This window comes from Rhodococcus sp. OAS809 (assembly GCF_040546695.1).
In the GTDB taxonomy this organism is placed as follows: domain Bacteria; phylum Actinomycetota; class Actinomycetes; order Mycobacteriales; family Mycobacteriaceae; genus Rhodococcus_F; species Rhodococcus_F qingshengii.
Window position 1 is genome coordinate 2,258,229 of record NZ_JBEPOI010000002.1, and the last position, 15,361, is coordinate 2,273,589.

Consider the following 15,361-nt stretch of genomic DNA (forward strand, 5'->3'; position numbering starts at 1 on the left):
ATGCGTGACTCCGTCACAGCCATCCGGCAACTTCCGACGCCCAGTAGGTGAGGACCACGTCGGCACCGGCGCGGCGAATGCTGATGAGCGATTCGAGAATCGCCGCGTCCCGATCGATCCACCCGTTCTGCGCGGCCGCGGTGATCATCGAGTACTCCCCCGAGATCTGGTACGCAGCGACCGGAACCGGGGACCGGTCGGCGGTCTCACGCAGAATGTCCAGGTAGGACATTGCAGGCTTGACCATCACCATGTCGGCGCCCTCGGCGACGTCGAGGTCTACCTCGCGCATCGACTCGCGGCGATTGGCGCCGTCCTGCTGATACGTACGACGGTCGCCTTGCAGTGAGGATCCGACGGCTTCACGGAACGGCCCGTAGAACGCTGACGCATATTTCGCGGCATAGGCGAGCTGACCGACATCGACATACCCCGAAGCATCGAGTGCACCACGGATCGCAGCCACCTGACCATCCATCATGCCGCTGGGTCCGAGCAGGTGCGCACCCGATTCAGCTTGCGCGAGAGCCATTTCGACGTATCGGATCAAGGTCGCGTCGTTGTCGACAGCGCCGCCGGCAGTCAACACGCCGCAGTGGCCGTGATCGGTGAACTCGTCGAGGCAGGTATCTGCCATGATGACCGTCGAATCGCCGAGTTCGTCTGCCAGAGCGCGCAATCCGACGTTGAGGATTCCGTCGGGATCGGAGGCACCGGACCCCTGGGGATCCTTGTCCTCCGCCTTCGGGACACCGAACAGCATCAGGCCACCGACGCCGGCTTCCACCGCTTCCACCGCTGCGGACCGCAGCGAATCGAGAGTGTGCTGGAAAACGCCTGGCATGGAACTGATCTCACGCGGTGCGTCGATGCCGTCGGCGACGAACATCGGCAAAACGAGGTGCCGGGATTCGAGCGAGGTCTCTGCCACGAGTCGCCGGAGCGCAGGAGTGCGCCGGAGCCGGCGAGGGCGATGAGTGGGAAACACGAGAAGTAGCCCTCCTTCGTCGGAACCTGTGAGTGGTTGAGGAGTCCACAGACTCCTCAACCACTCACGGGTGCGCTAGCGCCTTCGAGACTTCTTGCGCGGGGGCGGCAAAGCACCTTCGGCGCGCAGACGAGCAGCATGCTCGGCGAGAGCCTCCACCAGCGGTCCCACCTGCGAAGTCTCGGGCTGCACGTCGACGCGCAGACCGAACTCGATAGCGGTTTCGGCCGTCTTCGGGCCGATGCACGCGACCAACGTGCGGGCGTGCGGCTTGCCGGCGATGCCGACGAGGTTGCGCACGGTCGAGGACGAGGTGAAGCAGACGGCGTCGAATCCACCGGTCTTGATCATCTCGCGGGTCTCGGCCGGCGGCGGCGCTGCCCGGACGGTGCGGTAGGCGGTGACGTCGTCGATCTCCCAACCGCGTTCGCGCAGGCCCTCTGCGAGGGTTTCGGTCGCAATGTCCGCCCGCGGCAACAGAACCCGGTTGACCGGATCGAAAACGTCGTCGTACGGGGCGAATTCGGCCAACAGGCCTTCGCTGGACTGCTCACCGGTCGGGATCAGCTCGGGGTTGATGCCGAACGAGCGCACCTTGGCTGCGGTTGCTTCACCGATGCAGGCGATCTTCACACCGGAGAAGGCGCGAGCGTCGAGGCCGAACTCTTCGAACTTCTCCCACACTGCGCGAACAGCATTGGTGGAAGTGAAGACGACCCACTGGTAGCGACCGTCGACGAGTCCCTTGACCGAACGCTCCATCTGAGCCGGGCTGCGAGGCGGCTCGACGGCGATGGTCGGAACCTCGATCGGGATCGCTCCGTGAGTGACCAGACGGTCGCTCATCTCGCCGGCCTGATCCTTGGTGCGCGGCACGAGGACGGTCCAGCCGTACAGAGCGCGCGATTCCCACCACGACATCTTGTTGCGCTGCGCGACAACCTTGCCGACGGTGACGATGAGCGAGCCCACCAGTTCGGATCCGGCTTCGTTGAGCGTCGCGAGAGTTGCCTCGACGGTTCGCTGCTGACGAGTGGTACCGCGGACGGTGATCGCAGCAGGCGTCTGCGGGGCCAAGCCGTTCTCGACCAGCGCGCTGGCGGTCTCGGCGAGATGTCCGGACGTCGCGTGCAGGACAAGCGGTCCCGGTGCAGCGGCCAGAGCAGCCCAGTCGACTTCACCGCGAACGTCGGCCTCGGTGTGACCCGAGCCGAGCGCCATGCCGGCGTAGCTCGGCACAGCCGAACCGGAAGGCAGACCCGGGAGAACCTCGAACTGAACCTGCGTACGGGCGACTGCGGTGACCTCTGCGATCACGGAATCCGTGGTCAGCGGGTCGCCGGAGACCAGACGCACGACGTCGTGGCCGTTCTTGGCCTCGTGCACCAATGTCTTTGCAACCTCGGCAGGCTCGCCGAGTGCCGGACGCACGTCCGCGATCAGCTCGCCGGTCTCCTCGTCGCGGCCCATGTCGATGCCGACGAGTGCGACGACGCCCTTGTCGACATCCGGATCGGTGAATGCCATTGCGGCGCCGGTGAGGACGTCACGTGCGCGAACGGTGAGCAGGGCGGGGTCGCCCGGTCCCGATCCCACGAACAGGATCCGTCCGGGAGTGTTCTTTCGGACTCGGGTCATCGGTGATTCTCCAGTGCGCTGTATCGAAATGGGAACTTGGTGCAAGTGCAAAGTGGGGCGTCAAACATCGGCTGCCTCGCCTGTAGTCACGTTCATCAACTCGCGGGCGCCGAGTTCGAGTAACTCGCGCGCTACCGCTCGGCCGAGTTCCTCGGCCTTGTCCGGCGCACCCACGGCGCCGGTACGGATGACGTCCGAACCGTCGATGGCGGCTGCGCAGCCGCGTACCGACAGTTCGTCGAAGATTCTGCCGTCGTCGTCGAGGGATTCGACGATCTCCGCGATCGCTCCCACCGGAGCGGTGCAGCCGGCTTCCAACTCGGCGAGCAGGGCGCGCTCGGCAGTAACTGCCGCCCGGGTACCCGCGTCGTCGTGCTCGGCGAGGATCGCCGCCAATTCCACATTGGCAGAAAGGCATTCGACGGCCAAAGCACCCTGCGCCGGAGCAGGGAGCATCTGCACGGGCTCGATATTCTCGGTGATGAGATCGAGCAGACCGATACGAGACAGGCCGGCGCGAGCGAGGATCACGGCGTCGAGTTCACCGGATTCGACTTTGCCGAGACGGCGCTGCAGGTTGCCCCGCAACGGCACGATGTCGAGGCCGAGACCGAGTGCCTTCAGCTGCGAAACACGGCGCGGCGCCGAGGTTCCCACCTTGGAACCGGCCGGGAGCTCCCCGAGGACCAGACCGTCACGGGCGACGAGCGCGTCACGCGGATCTTCGCGTGGCGGAATCGCCGCGATGACGAAACGCGGGTCCTGCGCGGTCGGTAAGTCCTTGTAGGAATGCACCGCAACGTCGACGCGGTTGTCCAGCAAGGCTTCTCGAAGCTCTGCCGTGAACACTCCGACGCCGATCTTCTGGACGGGATCGGTGGACTGGTCGCCCTTGGTCTTGATGATGACCAACTCGGCGGGATGTCCGGCCGCAATGAGGGCATCGCGCACGGTACCGGCTTGCGTGGTCGCGAGAAGACTTCCGCGAGTGCCGATCCGCAGCGGGCTCCCCGATCGAGGGGTGGTGACGCTCATGCCTGCAGGTCCCTTCCAGTGCGGTCGCCGTCCACCAGATCGGTGGGTGTGGCCACGGCCGCGGGAGATCCGGGGCTGAGTTCGAAGAGTTCGCGCAGCGCTGCTGCGTAGGAGTCGCCGCCGGGGGCCGACGCCAGTTGCTTGACGCGCACGGTCGGGGCGTGGAGAAGCTTGTCCACGACGCGGCGCACGGTGCGCGCAACCTCGTCGCGCTGCGGATCGTCCAGGCCGGGCAGACGCGAATCGAGCCGCATCAGTTCGGCTTCGACGACGTCGGCGGCGCGCTGACGCAAAGCCGTGACGGTCGGAGTGACCTCGGCGAGACGCTGTCCCGCGAGGTACGTCGCAAGCTCACCGGCAACGATGGTGCGTGCGGCATCTGCGTCGGAAGCGGCGGCGCCTGCCGCTGGATCACGCTGCAGCGTCTCCATGTCGAGAACGGTCACACCCGGCAGGCCGGCGACGGCGGGATCGATGTCGCGCGGCAGCCCGAGGTCGCAGATGACGAGGTGCTTGGTGTTGTCGCGATCGGGCTCGGCGAGTGCGCGGTGCACATCCGCCAGGGTGACCACTGCCCCGACCGCGCCGGTACAGGTCACCATGACATCTGCCTGCGCCATCGCGGCCGAAAGCTGATCGAAGGCAACACCGTCGGCGTCGACGCCGTTGGAGCGTGCCGTCTCTGCCAGGTGCTCGGCGCGTTCCTGTGTCCGGTTGACGACGACGATGCGTGCGATTCCGGCGCGGGTGAGATGCGCAACCGACAGACCGCCCATCGAGCCTGCACCGACAACCACGGCAGTGCGGCCGACCAGGCCGCCCTCACCGATGATGCCCGCTGCACGATCGAGAGCCACGGACACGACTGATGCTCCGGCGGAGTCGATTCCGGTTTCGGAATGCACTCGCTTGCCGACGCGCAGTGCCTGCTGAGCCAGTTCGTGGACGACGCGTCCGGCGGCCTGCTGCGCATCCGAAGATGCGTAGGCCGAACGGATCTGGCCGAGGATCTGCTGTTCGCCGATCACCATGGAATCGAGGCCGCTGGCCACCGCGAAGAGGTGCTCGACGGCTGCTTCGCTGTAGCGGACGTACGCGTGAGCGTGCAGCGCTGTCAGGTCGAGACCCGAATGGTCGGCCAGGATTTCACCGACCTCGGTGAGTGCACCGTGGAACGCGTCCACCACCGCGTAGACCTCCACCCGGTTACAGGTGGAGACGATCATCGCTTCGGAGATGTGCGAAGACGCCAGAAGCTTGTCGATCAGCTTCGGACGATCGGTGTCGGTGACAGCTACTCGCTCGAGCACCGGGACGGGCGCGGTTCGATGCGAGACCCCGACAAGCAGAACACTCACGGCGCGATCACTGATCCGTTTCTTGTCGAACCTGCTCCGACCGGAGCGGGTGAACTGGTGGATGGGACTGACGAAGCGGATGCGGCGTGAGCCACTCGTACTCGCGGCGCGCTGGATGCCTGATCGGCATTGCGCGCACTGTTGAAGGAGAGAACCTGCATCTCGACGGCTAGATCTACACGTCGCAGTTCCACGTGATCGGGAACGTCGAGGGCGATCGGCGAAAAACTCATGATGCAGCGCAGCCCGGCGCTGACGAACTGGTCGCACACGCCCTGAGCTGCCTCGTCCGGTGTGGAGATGACGCCGATGGTCGCATTCAGTTCACGGCAGGCGACGGTCAGTTCCTCGGTACTGCGCACGACGAGATCCCCGACTCTGCTTCCGATTCGATCTGCATCACTGTCGAAGAGTCCGACCATCTCGAAACCGCGGCGGCTGAATCCGCCGTAGCCGACCAGCGCCTTGCCGAGGTTTCCGACTCCGACGAGAACGACCTTGTGCCCACGATCGAGTCCGAGTGCACGCTCGATGCGGATGCGGAGCCTGTTGACGTCGTACCCGACGCCGCGGACACCGTTGGGTCCGAGGAACGACAGATCCTTACGCAACTTCGCTGATCCGACACCTGACGCCTGCGCGAGTTCCTCGCTCGAGACGATGGAGGTACCCCGGTCGGACATCACTCCGAGGACCCGCAGGTATGCGGCCAAGCGCGTCACCGTAGCCTGGGGGATGACGCGATCCTGAGCGATCGGGTCGGTAACCGAGGCGCTGGAAGCGTCGGTGACGGAAGAGCCCGCAGCGCCGGTGACGCGCTGAGCCACAGGCTCATGCGTCTGGTGCGGTTCGGTCACGTCGCTGGCTCCTCGTCCGGTCGACGCGACTGTCGACCTCCACGATGCTCCGGGGGAATGTTCACACCACGGTAACCGCTTGTGAACCCATGCACAAAGTTGCTCGAGACGGGTTCGATGTGCCGTTCACCTGCAAAGCGGCTCCGCGGACAACTTTGAGGGTTGCCTTACTTGCGTAAATCGTCACGAAGGCGCTCCTCGTCGACTTCCCAGTAACCGTGCTCGCGTCCGTCGAGAAGAATGACGGGCAATCTGTCTCCGTACTCCGCTCTCAGCTCTGGATCCGTCGCGGCAGCTTCGTCCACGTCGATGCACGTCAATTCCAGCTCGAACTCGGAACAGACCCGTCGCAGGACCTCCGCCGCGCCGACGCAGGACGCGCATCCTGCGCGTGTCAACAGGGTCACTTCATGCGTAGCTGCAGTCATCGACGCATACCTTTCTTCTACGGGGAAGCCATCTACTTGATCGGTCGAGTGTGCCTCCGGAGCCCCACTCGGTGCCAAATCGGCGGAGAGGAACGTCACACACCACAGGGAAGGTCACCATCCAACCCATCGGGCCTCATCGCGGAGGATAGGCTGACTCGAAGAGTTCTCTGCTCGAGAATGCAACACGGGAGGTGCGGGTGCCTGCGCGATCACTACCGAACGGCTCCGGATTCGGATCAGGGCTTGCCGGGGTCATTCTCCCCGGACGTCGCCATGTGAAGAATCCGCTGGGCCCGAGTGAGTCGGAAGTTCGAGCCAATCTCGCCGGCGAGGCGAGCGCTGACGCAGCTCTGGCATTGCACGAAGCTGCCAACCCCACAGAACCGGAAACCGGCGAAGAGCCCCCGGCCGTTCCGCGCGACCTCACGGCCGCCGCATTCTTCGACGTCGACAACACCATGGTGCAGGGTGCGTCGATCATCCACTTCGCCCGTGGTCTCGCTGCACGAAAGTATCTCAAGACCTCGGATCTGGTGGATTTCGCGTGGAAGCAGATCAAGTTCCGAGTCACCGGCCGAGAAAGTAGTGACGACGTCGCCGAAGGCCGCGAGAAAGCACTGTCCTTCGTGGCCGGTCGATCCACCGCCGAACTCGCCCGCCTCGGCGAGGAGATCTACGACGAGGTCATCGCCGACAAGATCTGGCCAGGCACGAGGGCGTTGGCCCAGATGCACCTCGACGCCGGACAACAGGTGTGGTTGGTGACGGCAACTCCGGTCGAACTGGCTCAGGTCATCGCCGAGAAACTGGGATTGACCGGCGCCTTGGGCACTGTCGCCGAGAGTGAGGACGGCGTCTTCACCGGCCGACTCGTCGGCGACATCCTGCACGGCATGGGCAAGGCGCACGCCGTACGGACGTTGGCGGTGCGTGAAGGACTCAATCTCAAGCGCTGTTCCGCCTACTCCGACAGCCACAACGACGTTCCGATGCTCTCGTTGGTGGGGACACCGGTGGCGATCAATCCCGACGCAGATCTTCGTGAACTCGCGAAGAACCGCGGGTGGGAAGTTCGCGATTTCCGCACCGGACGAAAGGCCGCCAAGATCGGCGTACCGACGGCGCTGGTGCTCGGAGCGGTCGGCGGGGCGCTCGCGGCAATTCTCGCCAGGCGCAAAGAACAGAACGCCTGAGCGGGTTCGGTCCGGATCGAGCAGCGATCCGGACCGAACTCAGCCGAGAAAGACGTTGCGACGCTTGGCCAACAGTCGATACAGCGTCTGCTGAATCGTTTCTCGGACGTGGTCCGTGACCTCGAACAGGACCATCGGATCGTCGGCGGCACCGCTCTCGAAGGTATCGGTGACGATGGGCTTTCCGAACTCGATGTACCACTTCGACGGCAACGGAACCAGGCCGAGCGGCCCGAAGTGTGGAAACAGCGGTGTCACCGGGAAATACGGAAGACCGAGAACGCGTGCGAGTGTGGTGAGATCACCGATTTTGGGATAGATCTCCTCCGAACCCACGATCGAGCACGGAATGATCGGAACACCGGTTCGCATTGCGGCCGACACGAAGCCACCGCGCCCGAACCGCTGCAACTTGTACCGCTCACTGAACGGTTTCCCGATGCCCTTGAATCCTTCCGGGAACACGGCCGCGACTTCACCGTCGTTGAGCAGACGCTCGGCGTCGGGGTTGCAGGCCAACGTATGACCGGCTTTGCGCGCCAGTCCACCCACCACTGGCATCTCGAATGCCATGTCCGCAGCCAACATTCGCAGTGGACGATGCGCTGGATGGTGATCGTGCACGGCAACCGACGTCATCAGTCCGTCGATCGGGATCACACCGGCGTGGTTGGCGACCACAAGCGCTCCCCCGGTGAGGGGAATGTTCTCGATCCCACTGACCTCGACGCGAAACCACTTCTCGAACAACGGGCGCAACATCGGCATGACGACGTTGTCCGCGAAATGCGGGTCGAACCCGAACTCGTCGACCTCGTAGTCGCCGGACACCCGACGTCGGAAGAATTCTGCTGCCGAGGCGATCTGGTCGACGATCGCCGACCTGGCCGAATCGACGAACGTGCTCTCACCGCCGTGGTCGGCCGCCGAGGACACTCCGGACGGATGCCGGCGCTCACTTTGTTCACGGATGTCACGCTCTGCACCGGTGACGGACTCACGCGAACGGGAAGTTGCCGACTTTCCGGTGTGAGTTGCGCTGGGCCGCAGGGGAATTACCTTCGCCACGTCAGTCACCCCTTCACCGCACTTCGTCCCGACAGCGGCATGTGCATCACGTCTGCACTTGTTGCCGCCGCGGCGGTGTCACCGCCGAGGATGGTGGTCAACGCATTCTCCGCCCGATCGATCCACTCGGACTTGATGATCCGGCGCGTCTGCATCGCACGCATGAAATCGTCGAGTGCTTGCATGGTGGTCCATCGCGGCTCGAACCCCAGCTCGCTGCGCATGCGAGTGGTGTCGAGTCCGCAGCCGAACCGGAAGTACTCGAGTTGCTCGTCGGTGTACAGCCTCATGGACGACCCCACCAACGCGCTCCCGACGCTGCGGAACAGAGCGAGCGGCATGGGAACTTCCACCCTGCCTGCCCGGCGGATCGCCTGCGACATCATGACCACTCCGTCGCCGGCGATGTTGTACGTACCCGAAGCGTGTCCGATGGTCGCCTTCTCCAGCGCCGCGAGGGCATCCTCGACGTGGAGCAATTGCAGGCGCGCGTTGCGCCCGACGATGGTGGGCACGAGTGGGGCGGTGACGTAGTGCCCGACGGTTGCAGTCAGCTGAGGTCCGATCAACGGCGCCAACCGCAGAATCCCGACCGAGATGTCCGGGCGCCGACGCCCCATCCCGCGGAGGTATCCCTCGATCTCGAGGCTGTCGCGGGCATATCCGCCCGGCGGCCGGCGGCGCGCACTCATTTCTTCGGTGAACTGAGCGGGATCCTTGGCACTGCACCCGTAGACGACCGAAGCCGAGCGCAGGACCACCTTGCGAACCGTCGGAGCTTTCTGGCAGACCGCGAACAGTTGCATGGCGCCGATGACGTTCATGTCCTTCATCGCGGCGCGGCTGCCGGCTTTGGGGGCTTTCTGAAGCGTCGACGCGTGCACGACGGTGTCGACCTCGGCGTTTCGGATCACTTTGCCGATCAGCGGATTGCGGATGTCTGCTCGCACGAATTCCGCGCGGCCCATTCTGCGCATCATGTCCTTGCTCGGACTGACGGCGTCGACGGCGATGACACGCTCGATCGACGGATTCTGCGCAAGCCTGGTCACCAGGTAGCCGCCGAGAAATCTGCTCGCCCCGGTCACCAGTACGACGCGAGGCGTCGTGCCCCCTGAAGTGTTGTCACCTTCAACCACCAAGTACCCCCATATCCAGTAGAAACGCGCTCTGCCGAAGCGTCCCTCCCGCGATTTTCCCCCACTTTACGGGCAGAGGGGGTCCCGCGCTGACTACCCAAATTTCGGCCATTCAAGACAAACCGCCCAGCCAATGAGACGTGGCACACATCGCTTTCCCCCGAATATGCTGATGCCCGCCACCCCGGAAGGGGTGGCGGGCATCAACAGGTACTGCTTATTTACCGAGTTTCCTGCGCTGTACTCGGGTACGACGAAGCAGCTTGCGGTGCTTCTTCTTCGACATGCGCTTGCGACGCTTCTTGATCACTGAACCCATAGCGGGTGTCCCTCACGTTCTTCTCTAGCGTTCCTGCGCACGCCGGTCACGTACGCCTGCGCCAAGCAATTGGCGCCTGGCCCTCGTTTTAACTAGCTCAGCGCCTTACGACACCAGCTTGCTGGTACGACAGTGACTCATCGTACCGGTGTGGAGTCACTCGGCATAAACCGAGCCTCCGGCACAGCAACCGCTGTGCCCGCGACTCGGCTCACGCCGAGGTCATCCTCTTCGAACCGGCTGGTCAGCCGGCATCGAAGTACGAGGTTTCGAGGTAATCGTGTACTGCCTTCGCATGTACACGGAACGAACGGCCCACTCGTACAGCAGGCAATTCGCCACTGTGTACCAACCGGTACACAGTCATTTTCGACACCCTCATCAAAGTTGCTACCTCAGCAACAGTGAGGAATTGCGTGCCGGCCACTGCCGGCTTTCCGTCGTGGGACGAACCCATGGACGGCTTGTTTGCAGACACCATTAATCCACATACCTCCAGCACGACTCGCGCCGCCGGCTTCCCCTCCGGCGGAACAGACACGTACGTACTAAGTCGAGCTTAGCTGTACTGGTGGGGTTAAAGCGACGGGTGTGGCTAAACGGACGACTAATCCGCAGCTGCACCCATCGCGGCCGAGCGCGACTTGGCGGCATCCAAGGCATCGAAGAACGCCGTCCGCAGGCCGCCCGCTTCGAGCTGACGCAGTGCCGCAGCCGTCGTTCCGCCCGGTGACGTCACCGCGGCGCGAAGATCCGTCGCGCTGTCGCCGGTGCGATCGAGCATCGCTGCGGAACCGACCATCGTCTGCACCACCAATTCGGTAGCGACAGGGCGCGTCAGGCCGAGACCGACTCCCGCGTCGATCATCGCTTCGGCGACCAGAAAGAAGTAGGCCGGGCCGGAACCGGAGACAGCCGTGACCGCGTCGATCTGCGATTCGGGAACCGTGACCACCTTGCCGACGCTGCCGAGGATGCCGCGTACGAGCTCGAGATGCTCGGCCTTGACGTGCCGTCCGGGCGAGAGCACGCTCACGCCCTCCCCGACCAACATGGGGGTGTTCGGCATGACGCGGATGACCGGGAACCCTGCGGGCAGACGCGTTTCGAAGAATCCCGTGGGGATTCCCGCCGCAAGGGAAACGATCAATTGTTCGAGGTCGCCGTCCAGATCGACCTTCGTCAACGCCGTGAGCGCTGACTCGACGTCGTTCGGCTTCACCGCGATGACGATGACGTCCGCACCCTCGGCGGCATCGGCGACCGTGCTGACGCGGATGGAGTATTCGGCGATCAATTCGTCTGCGCGAGGCTGATATTGCTCGGCGACGACCAGATCCTTGATGGCGTGGCCGGCCTGCAACAGCCCGGAGATCAGCGCCTCGCCGATCTTGCCGCCACCGATAATCGCAATTCTTGTCATGGCGAACAGCCTGCCACGACCGCAGCGATCGACCCTAGCGGGGCATCATCGCCAATTGACGACTCTGGACGACGACTGCGCCCGTCGAATCGAGAACAGCATGATCCTCTTCGAACCACGTGCTGCCCAGAACATCCGAGCTCGCCCGCACGCGAAGCCATCCCGGCGTCGGCAGTCGGCGCAGGTACGTCGTCAACTGCACGGTCGGCGCCCACCCGAACAGGCCGCGGTTCATCGTCACCGGCGCGCTGATGTCACCCGCCATGATCGCGAACAGCACAGCGGTGTCGAGGTCGTTTTCGTCCTCGGGTCGAGGACGGACCCACATCCTGACCTCGGCCTCGCCTTGGCTGCCGGTCAGGAAGTGCGCCGAGGTGGTGTCGATTCGCATGTCGCAACCCTGACCGACATGCACGACCTGCGCCATCGGGTGATCGCCGATGACTGCCACCGCACTCTCCGGCGGTTCCGGTGACATGTCGTCGATCGACGAGGCCGTGACGAAGGTGGGGTCGCCGTCATCGGGGAATCCGAGCGTGACCGCCGCGCGAACAGCGCTGCGGCCCGCCTGGCTCAACTCGACGTCGAACAACGCGACCTGGCGTCCCTGCTTTCGGACGATCACCTCCAGTTCGACTTCACCCGGATCTGGGGCCGACAGATAGTTGGCGCTCACCGCGAGTGGCTGCATCTTCAGAAGCGAGTCGTTCTCACCTGCGCCGTCTCGCAGACATCGACGCGCGGCAGCGGCGCACACAGCCATCATGGAGCCGCCGTGCACTTTCGGCCCGATGGTCCAGATCGAATCGATCGTTGCGGTGTATCGCCCGTCGCCGAGCGAGGTGAGGCGATTGAGATCTTGAAAGGGACTGGTGCTCATCGATTTTCCTGTTCGGTGCTTTCTCGGTGTTGCGGGAAATGTCGTGCGGCCAAATCTTGGTGCGCCAGGCGTCGCAATGCTGTCAGGACGGGTTCGTACATGGCGGTTCCGAGGACCGCATAGCGAATGCCGTCCTCGGTCGAACTGGTAGGCATCAGCTCGATTTCCACTTCGGCAATCCCTCGGATGTGGTCGCCGTAGGCGCGCAGGCGCTCGTCCGAGAGACTCAGTCCTGCATCCTCGAGGCCGATCAGTGCCCGCTCGAGGTGCGCGACCGCCACGTACCTCGGCTCGAAAACCTGACCGAGAAACTCCAGAACCTTGCGAGCTCTGGGGAACTCTGGATCCGGTTCAGGTTCGACGTACGGGGGTAGTTGCGCGATTGCGCGGCCGAAAGTCTCGAATTCGGATCGCTCGTCAGTGTCCACCAGTTCGAGCACCGCGCGAATCCGTGGAATCGCGAGTCCCGCCCCGGCCAGGGCCCTGATCAACGCGAGTCGCCGGACGTGCTGTTCGCCGTACCTCGCTCCCGTTGCGCTGGTCGGCTCACCCGGCATCAGCAGACCTTCACGGAGGTAGTACTTGATAGTGGCCAGTGCAACGCCGGACTGTGCGGCCAGTTCGGAAACCTTCACCGCTCCTCCGTCCAACTCGCTCGACCCATTACTGGATAGTGATGCTATCCAATGGGGGCCGAGCATCGGTAAGGAGGACACGCCTTGCGCTAGGGTTGAACCTTCTTTGCGCACACCACCAGAAATTTCCGAACGGAGCGAACAGGCGGAATGACGGATTTGCAGTCGGAGGCTCAGCCCGACGAACAGTGGCGCATCGTGGAACCACTGACGCTGACTCCCCTGCTCACCGCCGCACTCGAGGTGTTCCACGAACTCGGTTACCACGGAGCGTCGGTTCGTGACATCGCAAAACGTGCCGGTGTCACCGTGCCGACGCTGTATTACCACCACGGCAACAAACAGGGCATCCTCGTCGCGCTGATGGAACCGGGCATCGAGAACGTCACCGCACGCGCGAGCGCTGCGGTCGACGCTGCCGGACCGTCGCCGACGGCACAGTTCGGCAATCTCGTCGAGGCGTGTGTTCTGCACATGACCAGTCGCTCCGACATAGCCTTCCTCGATTCCGAACTGCGGTACCTCGAGGACGCGGAACGAAAGAGCTACGCCGCCAAGCGAAAGAAGCTCGAGAACCTACTCGTCGACGTACTGACGGCAGGCGTCGAGAGCGGTGAGTTCACGGTCCCGGACATCACCGGAACGGGCCGTGCACTACTGGGAATGTGTCAGTCCGTCGTCCTCTGGTATCGACTCGACGGGCCGCAGACTCCGCGCGAAGTCAGTGTTCTCTACCGCGAGATAGCCCTGAAAGCCGTCGGCGTCACTTCTTGAGCACTGAACTTCCCGGCATGTCCGATTAGCCCTTAACTGACGAACGTCACACCTGTCGGCTGACACCGAAACCGGGACGCGCCCACGGTCGCGGGTCCACACTTAGAAGCAGAGATGCGCGGGGTGGATCCGCAGACCGAGGGAGTTCTTGACGTATGGCCAACAGCAATCCATTTGTTCCTCCTAGCGCGGTCGACGTCGACCTTTCCGCGGTCGCCTGGGGGGCGAACCGCACGATGTCCGACTTCGAGACTGGAATGTGGCGGATGGAAGAGGCGCAGCCGCAACTGCGCTCACCGATCGTTGCGGTGGAGGTTCTCGATCGTGCCCCGGACTGGGATCGACTTCTCGACGCAGTCGAGTGGGCATCGCACGTGGTTCCGCGTATTCGTATGCGAGCAGTGGAACCGGCAATGCAGCTGGGCAATCCGGTGTGGTCCGTCGATCCCGAGTTCGACATCGGCTACCACCTACGACGCGTCCGCTTACCTGCACCGGCGGACTTCGATCACGCACTGCGCATGTGTCGTCACCTTGCGACGGAACCTTTCGACAAGGCTCGACCGCCGTGGAGCGCGCTGCTCATCGAAGGTCTCGACGACGGTCGCGCCGTGTTCGTGGTCAAGACTCACCACTCCATCACCGACGGCATGGGCGGCATCCAGATGATGACGCTCCTGCACAGCAGACGCCCGGACCCCACTCCGAACAAGCCCGACCGCACACCGCCTGCTCCTGAGCATCTGTCATCGGTGGGCGCCTTCGGCGAGGAGGTCGTCAGCGAGATCCGGCGTGCGCCCTCGCGTATCGCCAAGCTGGTCCGCGGTGCCACCAATGTTGCGACCACGGCGATCTCGAGTCCGATCACGACAGCTTCCGAGGTCCTCGGTTACGCCAATTCACTCCGCAAGATCGTCACTCCCCCAGCTCGTTCCGGTTCCCCTCTGCTCCACGATCGTGGTCTCGGACGATGGTTCGGAACTCTCGAGGTGGGTGTCCCCGAGCTCAAGGCCGGGGCGAAAGCTGCCGGTGGCTCACTCAACGACGCGTACGTCGCCGCTTTGCTCGGCGGCTTCCGTCGCTACCACGAAGCCTTCGGACAGTCCGTCGACAGCATTCCGATGGGTATGCCGATCAGCATGCGTACGGGCGCAGACGCCAACGGCGGCAACAGGTTTGCAGCCGTTCGCTTCAACGGCCCGGTCTCCGAAACCGATCCGGCCAAACGCATCAGGCAGGTGCGAGAGATCGTACTGGGTCTCCGGGAGGAGCCCGCGTTGGACGCTCTCGACGTCGCCGCCCCGATCCTCGCCCGCCTGCCGAATTATCTACTCGCGAACTGGTATCTGTCACAGTCGACGGGTCTGGACCTGCAGGCCAGCAACGTCGCCGGCGTACCGGTACCGGTCTATCTCGCCGGAGCGAAGATCGAGCGGATGTTCCCGTTCGGCCCGGCGCCCGGTTGCGCGGCAATGGCGACACTGGTCTCCCACGTCGGGGTGTGCTGTATCGGAATCAATCTCGACACCGCCGCGATCACAAAACCCGCGCTGCTGATGCAGTGCTTGCAGGAGAGCCTGGACGAGATCGTCGCTCTCGGAGTCACAACGGAAGGTGCGTGAG

The 15,361-nt window shown here is 64.0% G+C and carries 16 protein-coding genes; 3 read left to right on the plus strand and 13 right to left on the minus strand.

All coding sequences use genetic code 11. The features are described from left to right. Window positions 1-13: 13 nt before the first annotated feature. The 6 genes from hemB to ABIE52_RS13510 form a co-directional block, all read right to left on the minus strand. Window positions 14-988, minus strand: coding sequence for a porphobilinogen synthase (gene hemB, locus ABIE52_RS13485; protein ID WP_192712100.1), 975 nt, complete (start codon window positions 986-988; stop codon window positions 14-16). Window positions 989-1,063: 75 nt separating this feature from the next. Continuing rightward, entirely contained in the window at window positions 1,064-2,626 is a 1,563-nt protein-coding gene (locus ABIE52_RS13490) for a bifunctional uroporphyrinogen-III C-methyltransferase/uroporphyrinogen-III synthase (RefSeq protein WP_003941969.1), read from the minus strand. Between the two features lie 60 nt (window positions 2,627-2,686). After that, a complete protein-coding gene (hemC, locus tag ABIE52_RS13495; RefSeq protein WP_007735311.1) occupies window positions 2,687-3,661 on the minus strand; it encodes a hydroxymethylbilane synthase in 975 nt (324 codons plus the stop codon). Further along, window positions 3,658-5,019 (minus strand): glutamyl-tRNA reductase, encoded by a 1,362-nt coding sequence (locus ABIE52_RS13500; RefSeq protein ID WP_003941867.1) that lies wholly within the window; start codon window positions 5,017-5,019, stop codon window positions 3,658-3,660. The genes hemC and ABIE52_RS13500 overlap by 4 nt, the downstream gene beginning before the upstream one ends. Further along, entirely contained in the window at window positions 5,016-5,876 is an 861-nt protein-coding gene (locus ABIE52_RS13505) for a redox-sensing transcriptional repressor Rex (protein WP_192712099.1), read from the minus strand. The genes ABIE52_RS13500 and ABIE52_RS13505 overlap by 4 nt, the downstream gene beginning before the upstream one ends. A gap of 167 nt (window positions 5,877-6,043) precedes the next feature. After that, complete coding sequence (locus tag ABIE52_RS13510; RefSeq protein ID WP_003941953.1) at window positions 6,044-6,304, minus strand: glutaredoxin family protein; 261 nt, start codon at window positions 6,302-6,304, stop codon at window positions 6,044-6,046. A 200-nt stretch (window positions 6,305-6,504) separates the two neighbouring features. On the opposite strand from ABIE52_RS13510, the gene ABIE52_RS13515 reads away from it, so the two are divergent. Beyond that, on the plus strand, window positions 6,505-7,500 hold the full coding sequence (locus ABIE52_RS13515; RefSeq protein WP_020968932.1) for an HAD family hydrolase: 996 nt from the start codon (window positions 6,505-6,507) through the stop codon (window positions 7,498-7,500). Window positions 7,501-7,539: 39 nt separating this feature from the next. Here the strand turns inward: ABIE52_RS13515 and ABIE52_RS13520 are convergent, their stop codons facing one another. The 7 genes from ABIE52_RS13520 to ABIE52_RS13550 form a co-directional block, all read right to left on the minus strand. Next, window positions 7,540-8,577 carry a lysophospholipid acyltransferase family protein gene (locus ABIE52_RS13520; protein ID WP_042923247.1) on the minus strand — a complete coding sequence of 346 codons (1,038 nt, stop codon included), beginning with the start codon at window positions 8,575-8,577 and terminating at the stop codon, window positions 7,540-7,542. After that, window positions 8,574-9,707 carry an NAD-dependent epimerase/dehydratase family protein gene (locus ABIE52_RS13525; protein WP_003941967.1) on the minus strand — a complete coding sequence of 378 codons (1,134 nt, stop codon included), beginning with the start codon at window positions 9,705-9,707 and terminating at the stop codon, window positions 8,574-8,576. Before ABIE52_RS13525 ends, ABIE52_RS13520 begins: the two co-directional genes overlap by 4 nt. A gap of 217 nt (window positions 9,708-9,924) precedes the next feature. Further along, window positions 9,925-10,026, minus strand: a complete 102-nt coding sequence (locus ABIE52_RS13530) for a 30S ribosomal protein bS22 (RefSeq protein WP_003402602.1) — start codon at window positions 10,024-10,026, stop codon at window positions 9,925-9,927. 244 nt (window positions 10,027-10,270) lie between these two features. Next, window positions 10,271-10,507 (minus strand): helix-turn-helix domain-containing protein, encoded by a 237-nt coding sequence (locus ABIE52_RS13535; protein ID WP_003941845.1) that lies wholly within the window; start codon window positions 10,505-10,507, stop codon window positions 10,271-10,273. 126 nt (window positions 10,508-10,633) lie between these two features. Next, on the minus strand, window positions 10,634-11,449 hold the full coding sequence (gene proC, locus ABIE52_RS13540) for a pyrroline-5-carboxylate reductase (protein WP_003941923.1): 816 nt from the start codon (window positions 11,447-11,449) through the stop codon (window positions 10,634-10,636). Between the two features lie 34 nt (window positions 11,450-11,483). Further along, window positions 11,484-12,329 (minus strand): thioesterase family protein, encoded by an 846-nt coding sequence (locus ABIE52_RS13545; protein ID WP_042923249.1) that lies wholly within the window; start codon window positions 12,327-12,329, stop codon window positions 11,484-11,486. Then, complete coding sequence (locus tag ABIE52_RS13550; protein ID WP_042453006.1) at window positions 12,326-12,964, minus strand: MerR family transcriptional regulator; 639 nt, start codon at window positions 12,962-12,964, stop codon at window positions 12,326-12,328. Before ABIE52_RS13550 ends, ABIE52_RS13545 begins: the two co-directional genes overlap by 4 nt. A 150-nt stretch (window positions 12,965-13,114) precedes the next feature. Here ABIE52_RS13550 and ABIE52_RS13555 point away from each other — a divergent pair, with 150 nt between their 5' ends. Both ABIE52_RS13555 and ABIE52_RS13560 read left to right on the plus strand, forming a co-directional pair. After that, window positions 13,115-13,738 (plus strand): TetR/AcrR family transcriptional regulator, encoded by a 624-nt coding sequence (locus tag ABIE52_RS13555; protein WP_003942051.1) that lies wholly within the window; start codon window positions 13,115-13,117, stop codon window positions 13,736-13,738. 155 nt (window positions 13,739-13,893) lie between these two features. Next, window positions 13,894-15,360: a wax ester/triacylglycerol synthase domain-containing protein gene (locus ABIE52_RS13560; protein ID WP_007735322.1), complete on the plus strand. Its 1,467-nt coding sequence runs from the start codon at window positions 13,894-13,896 to the stop codon at window positions 15,358-15,360. Window position 15,361 lies beyond the last annotated feature (1 nt).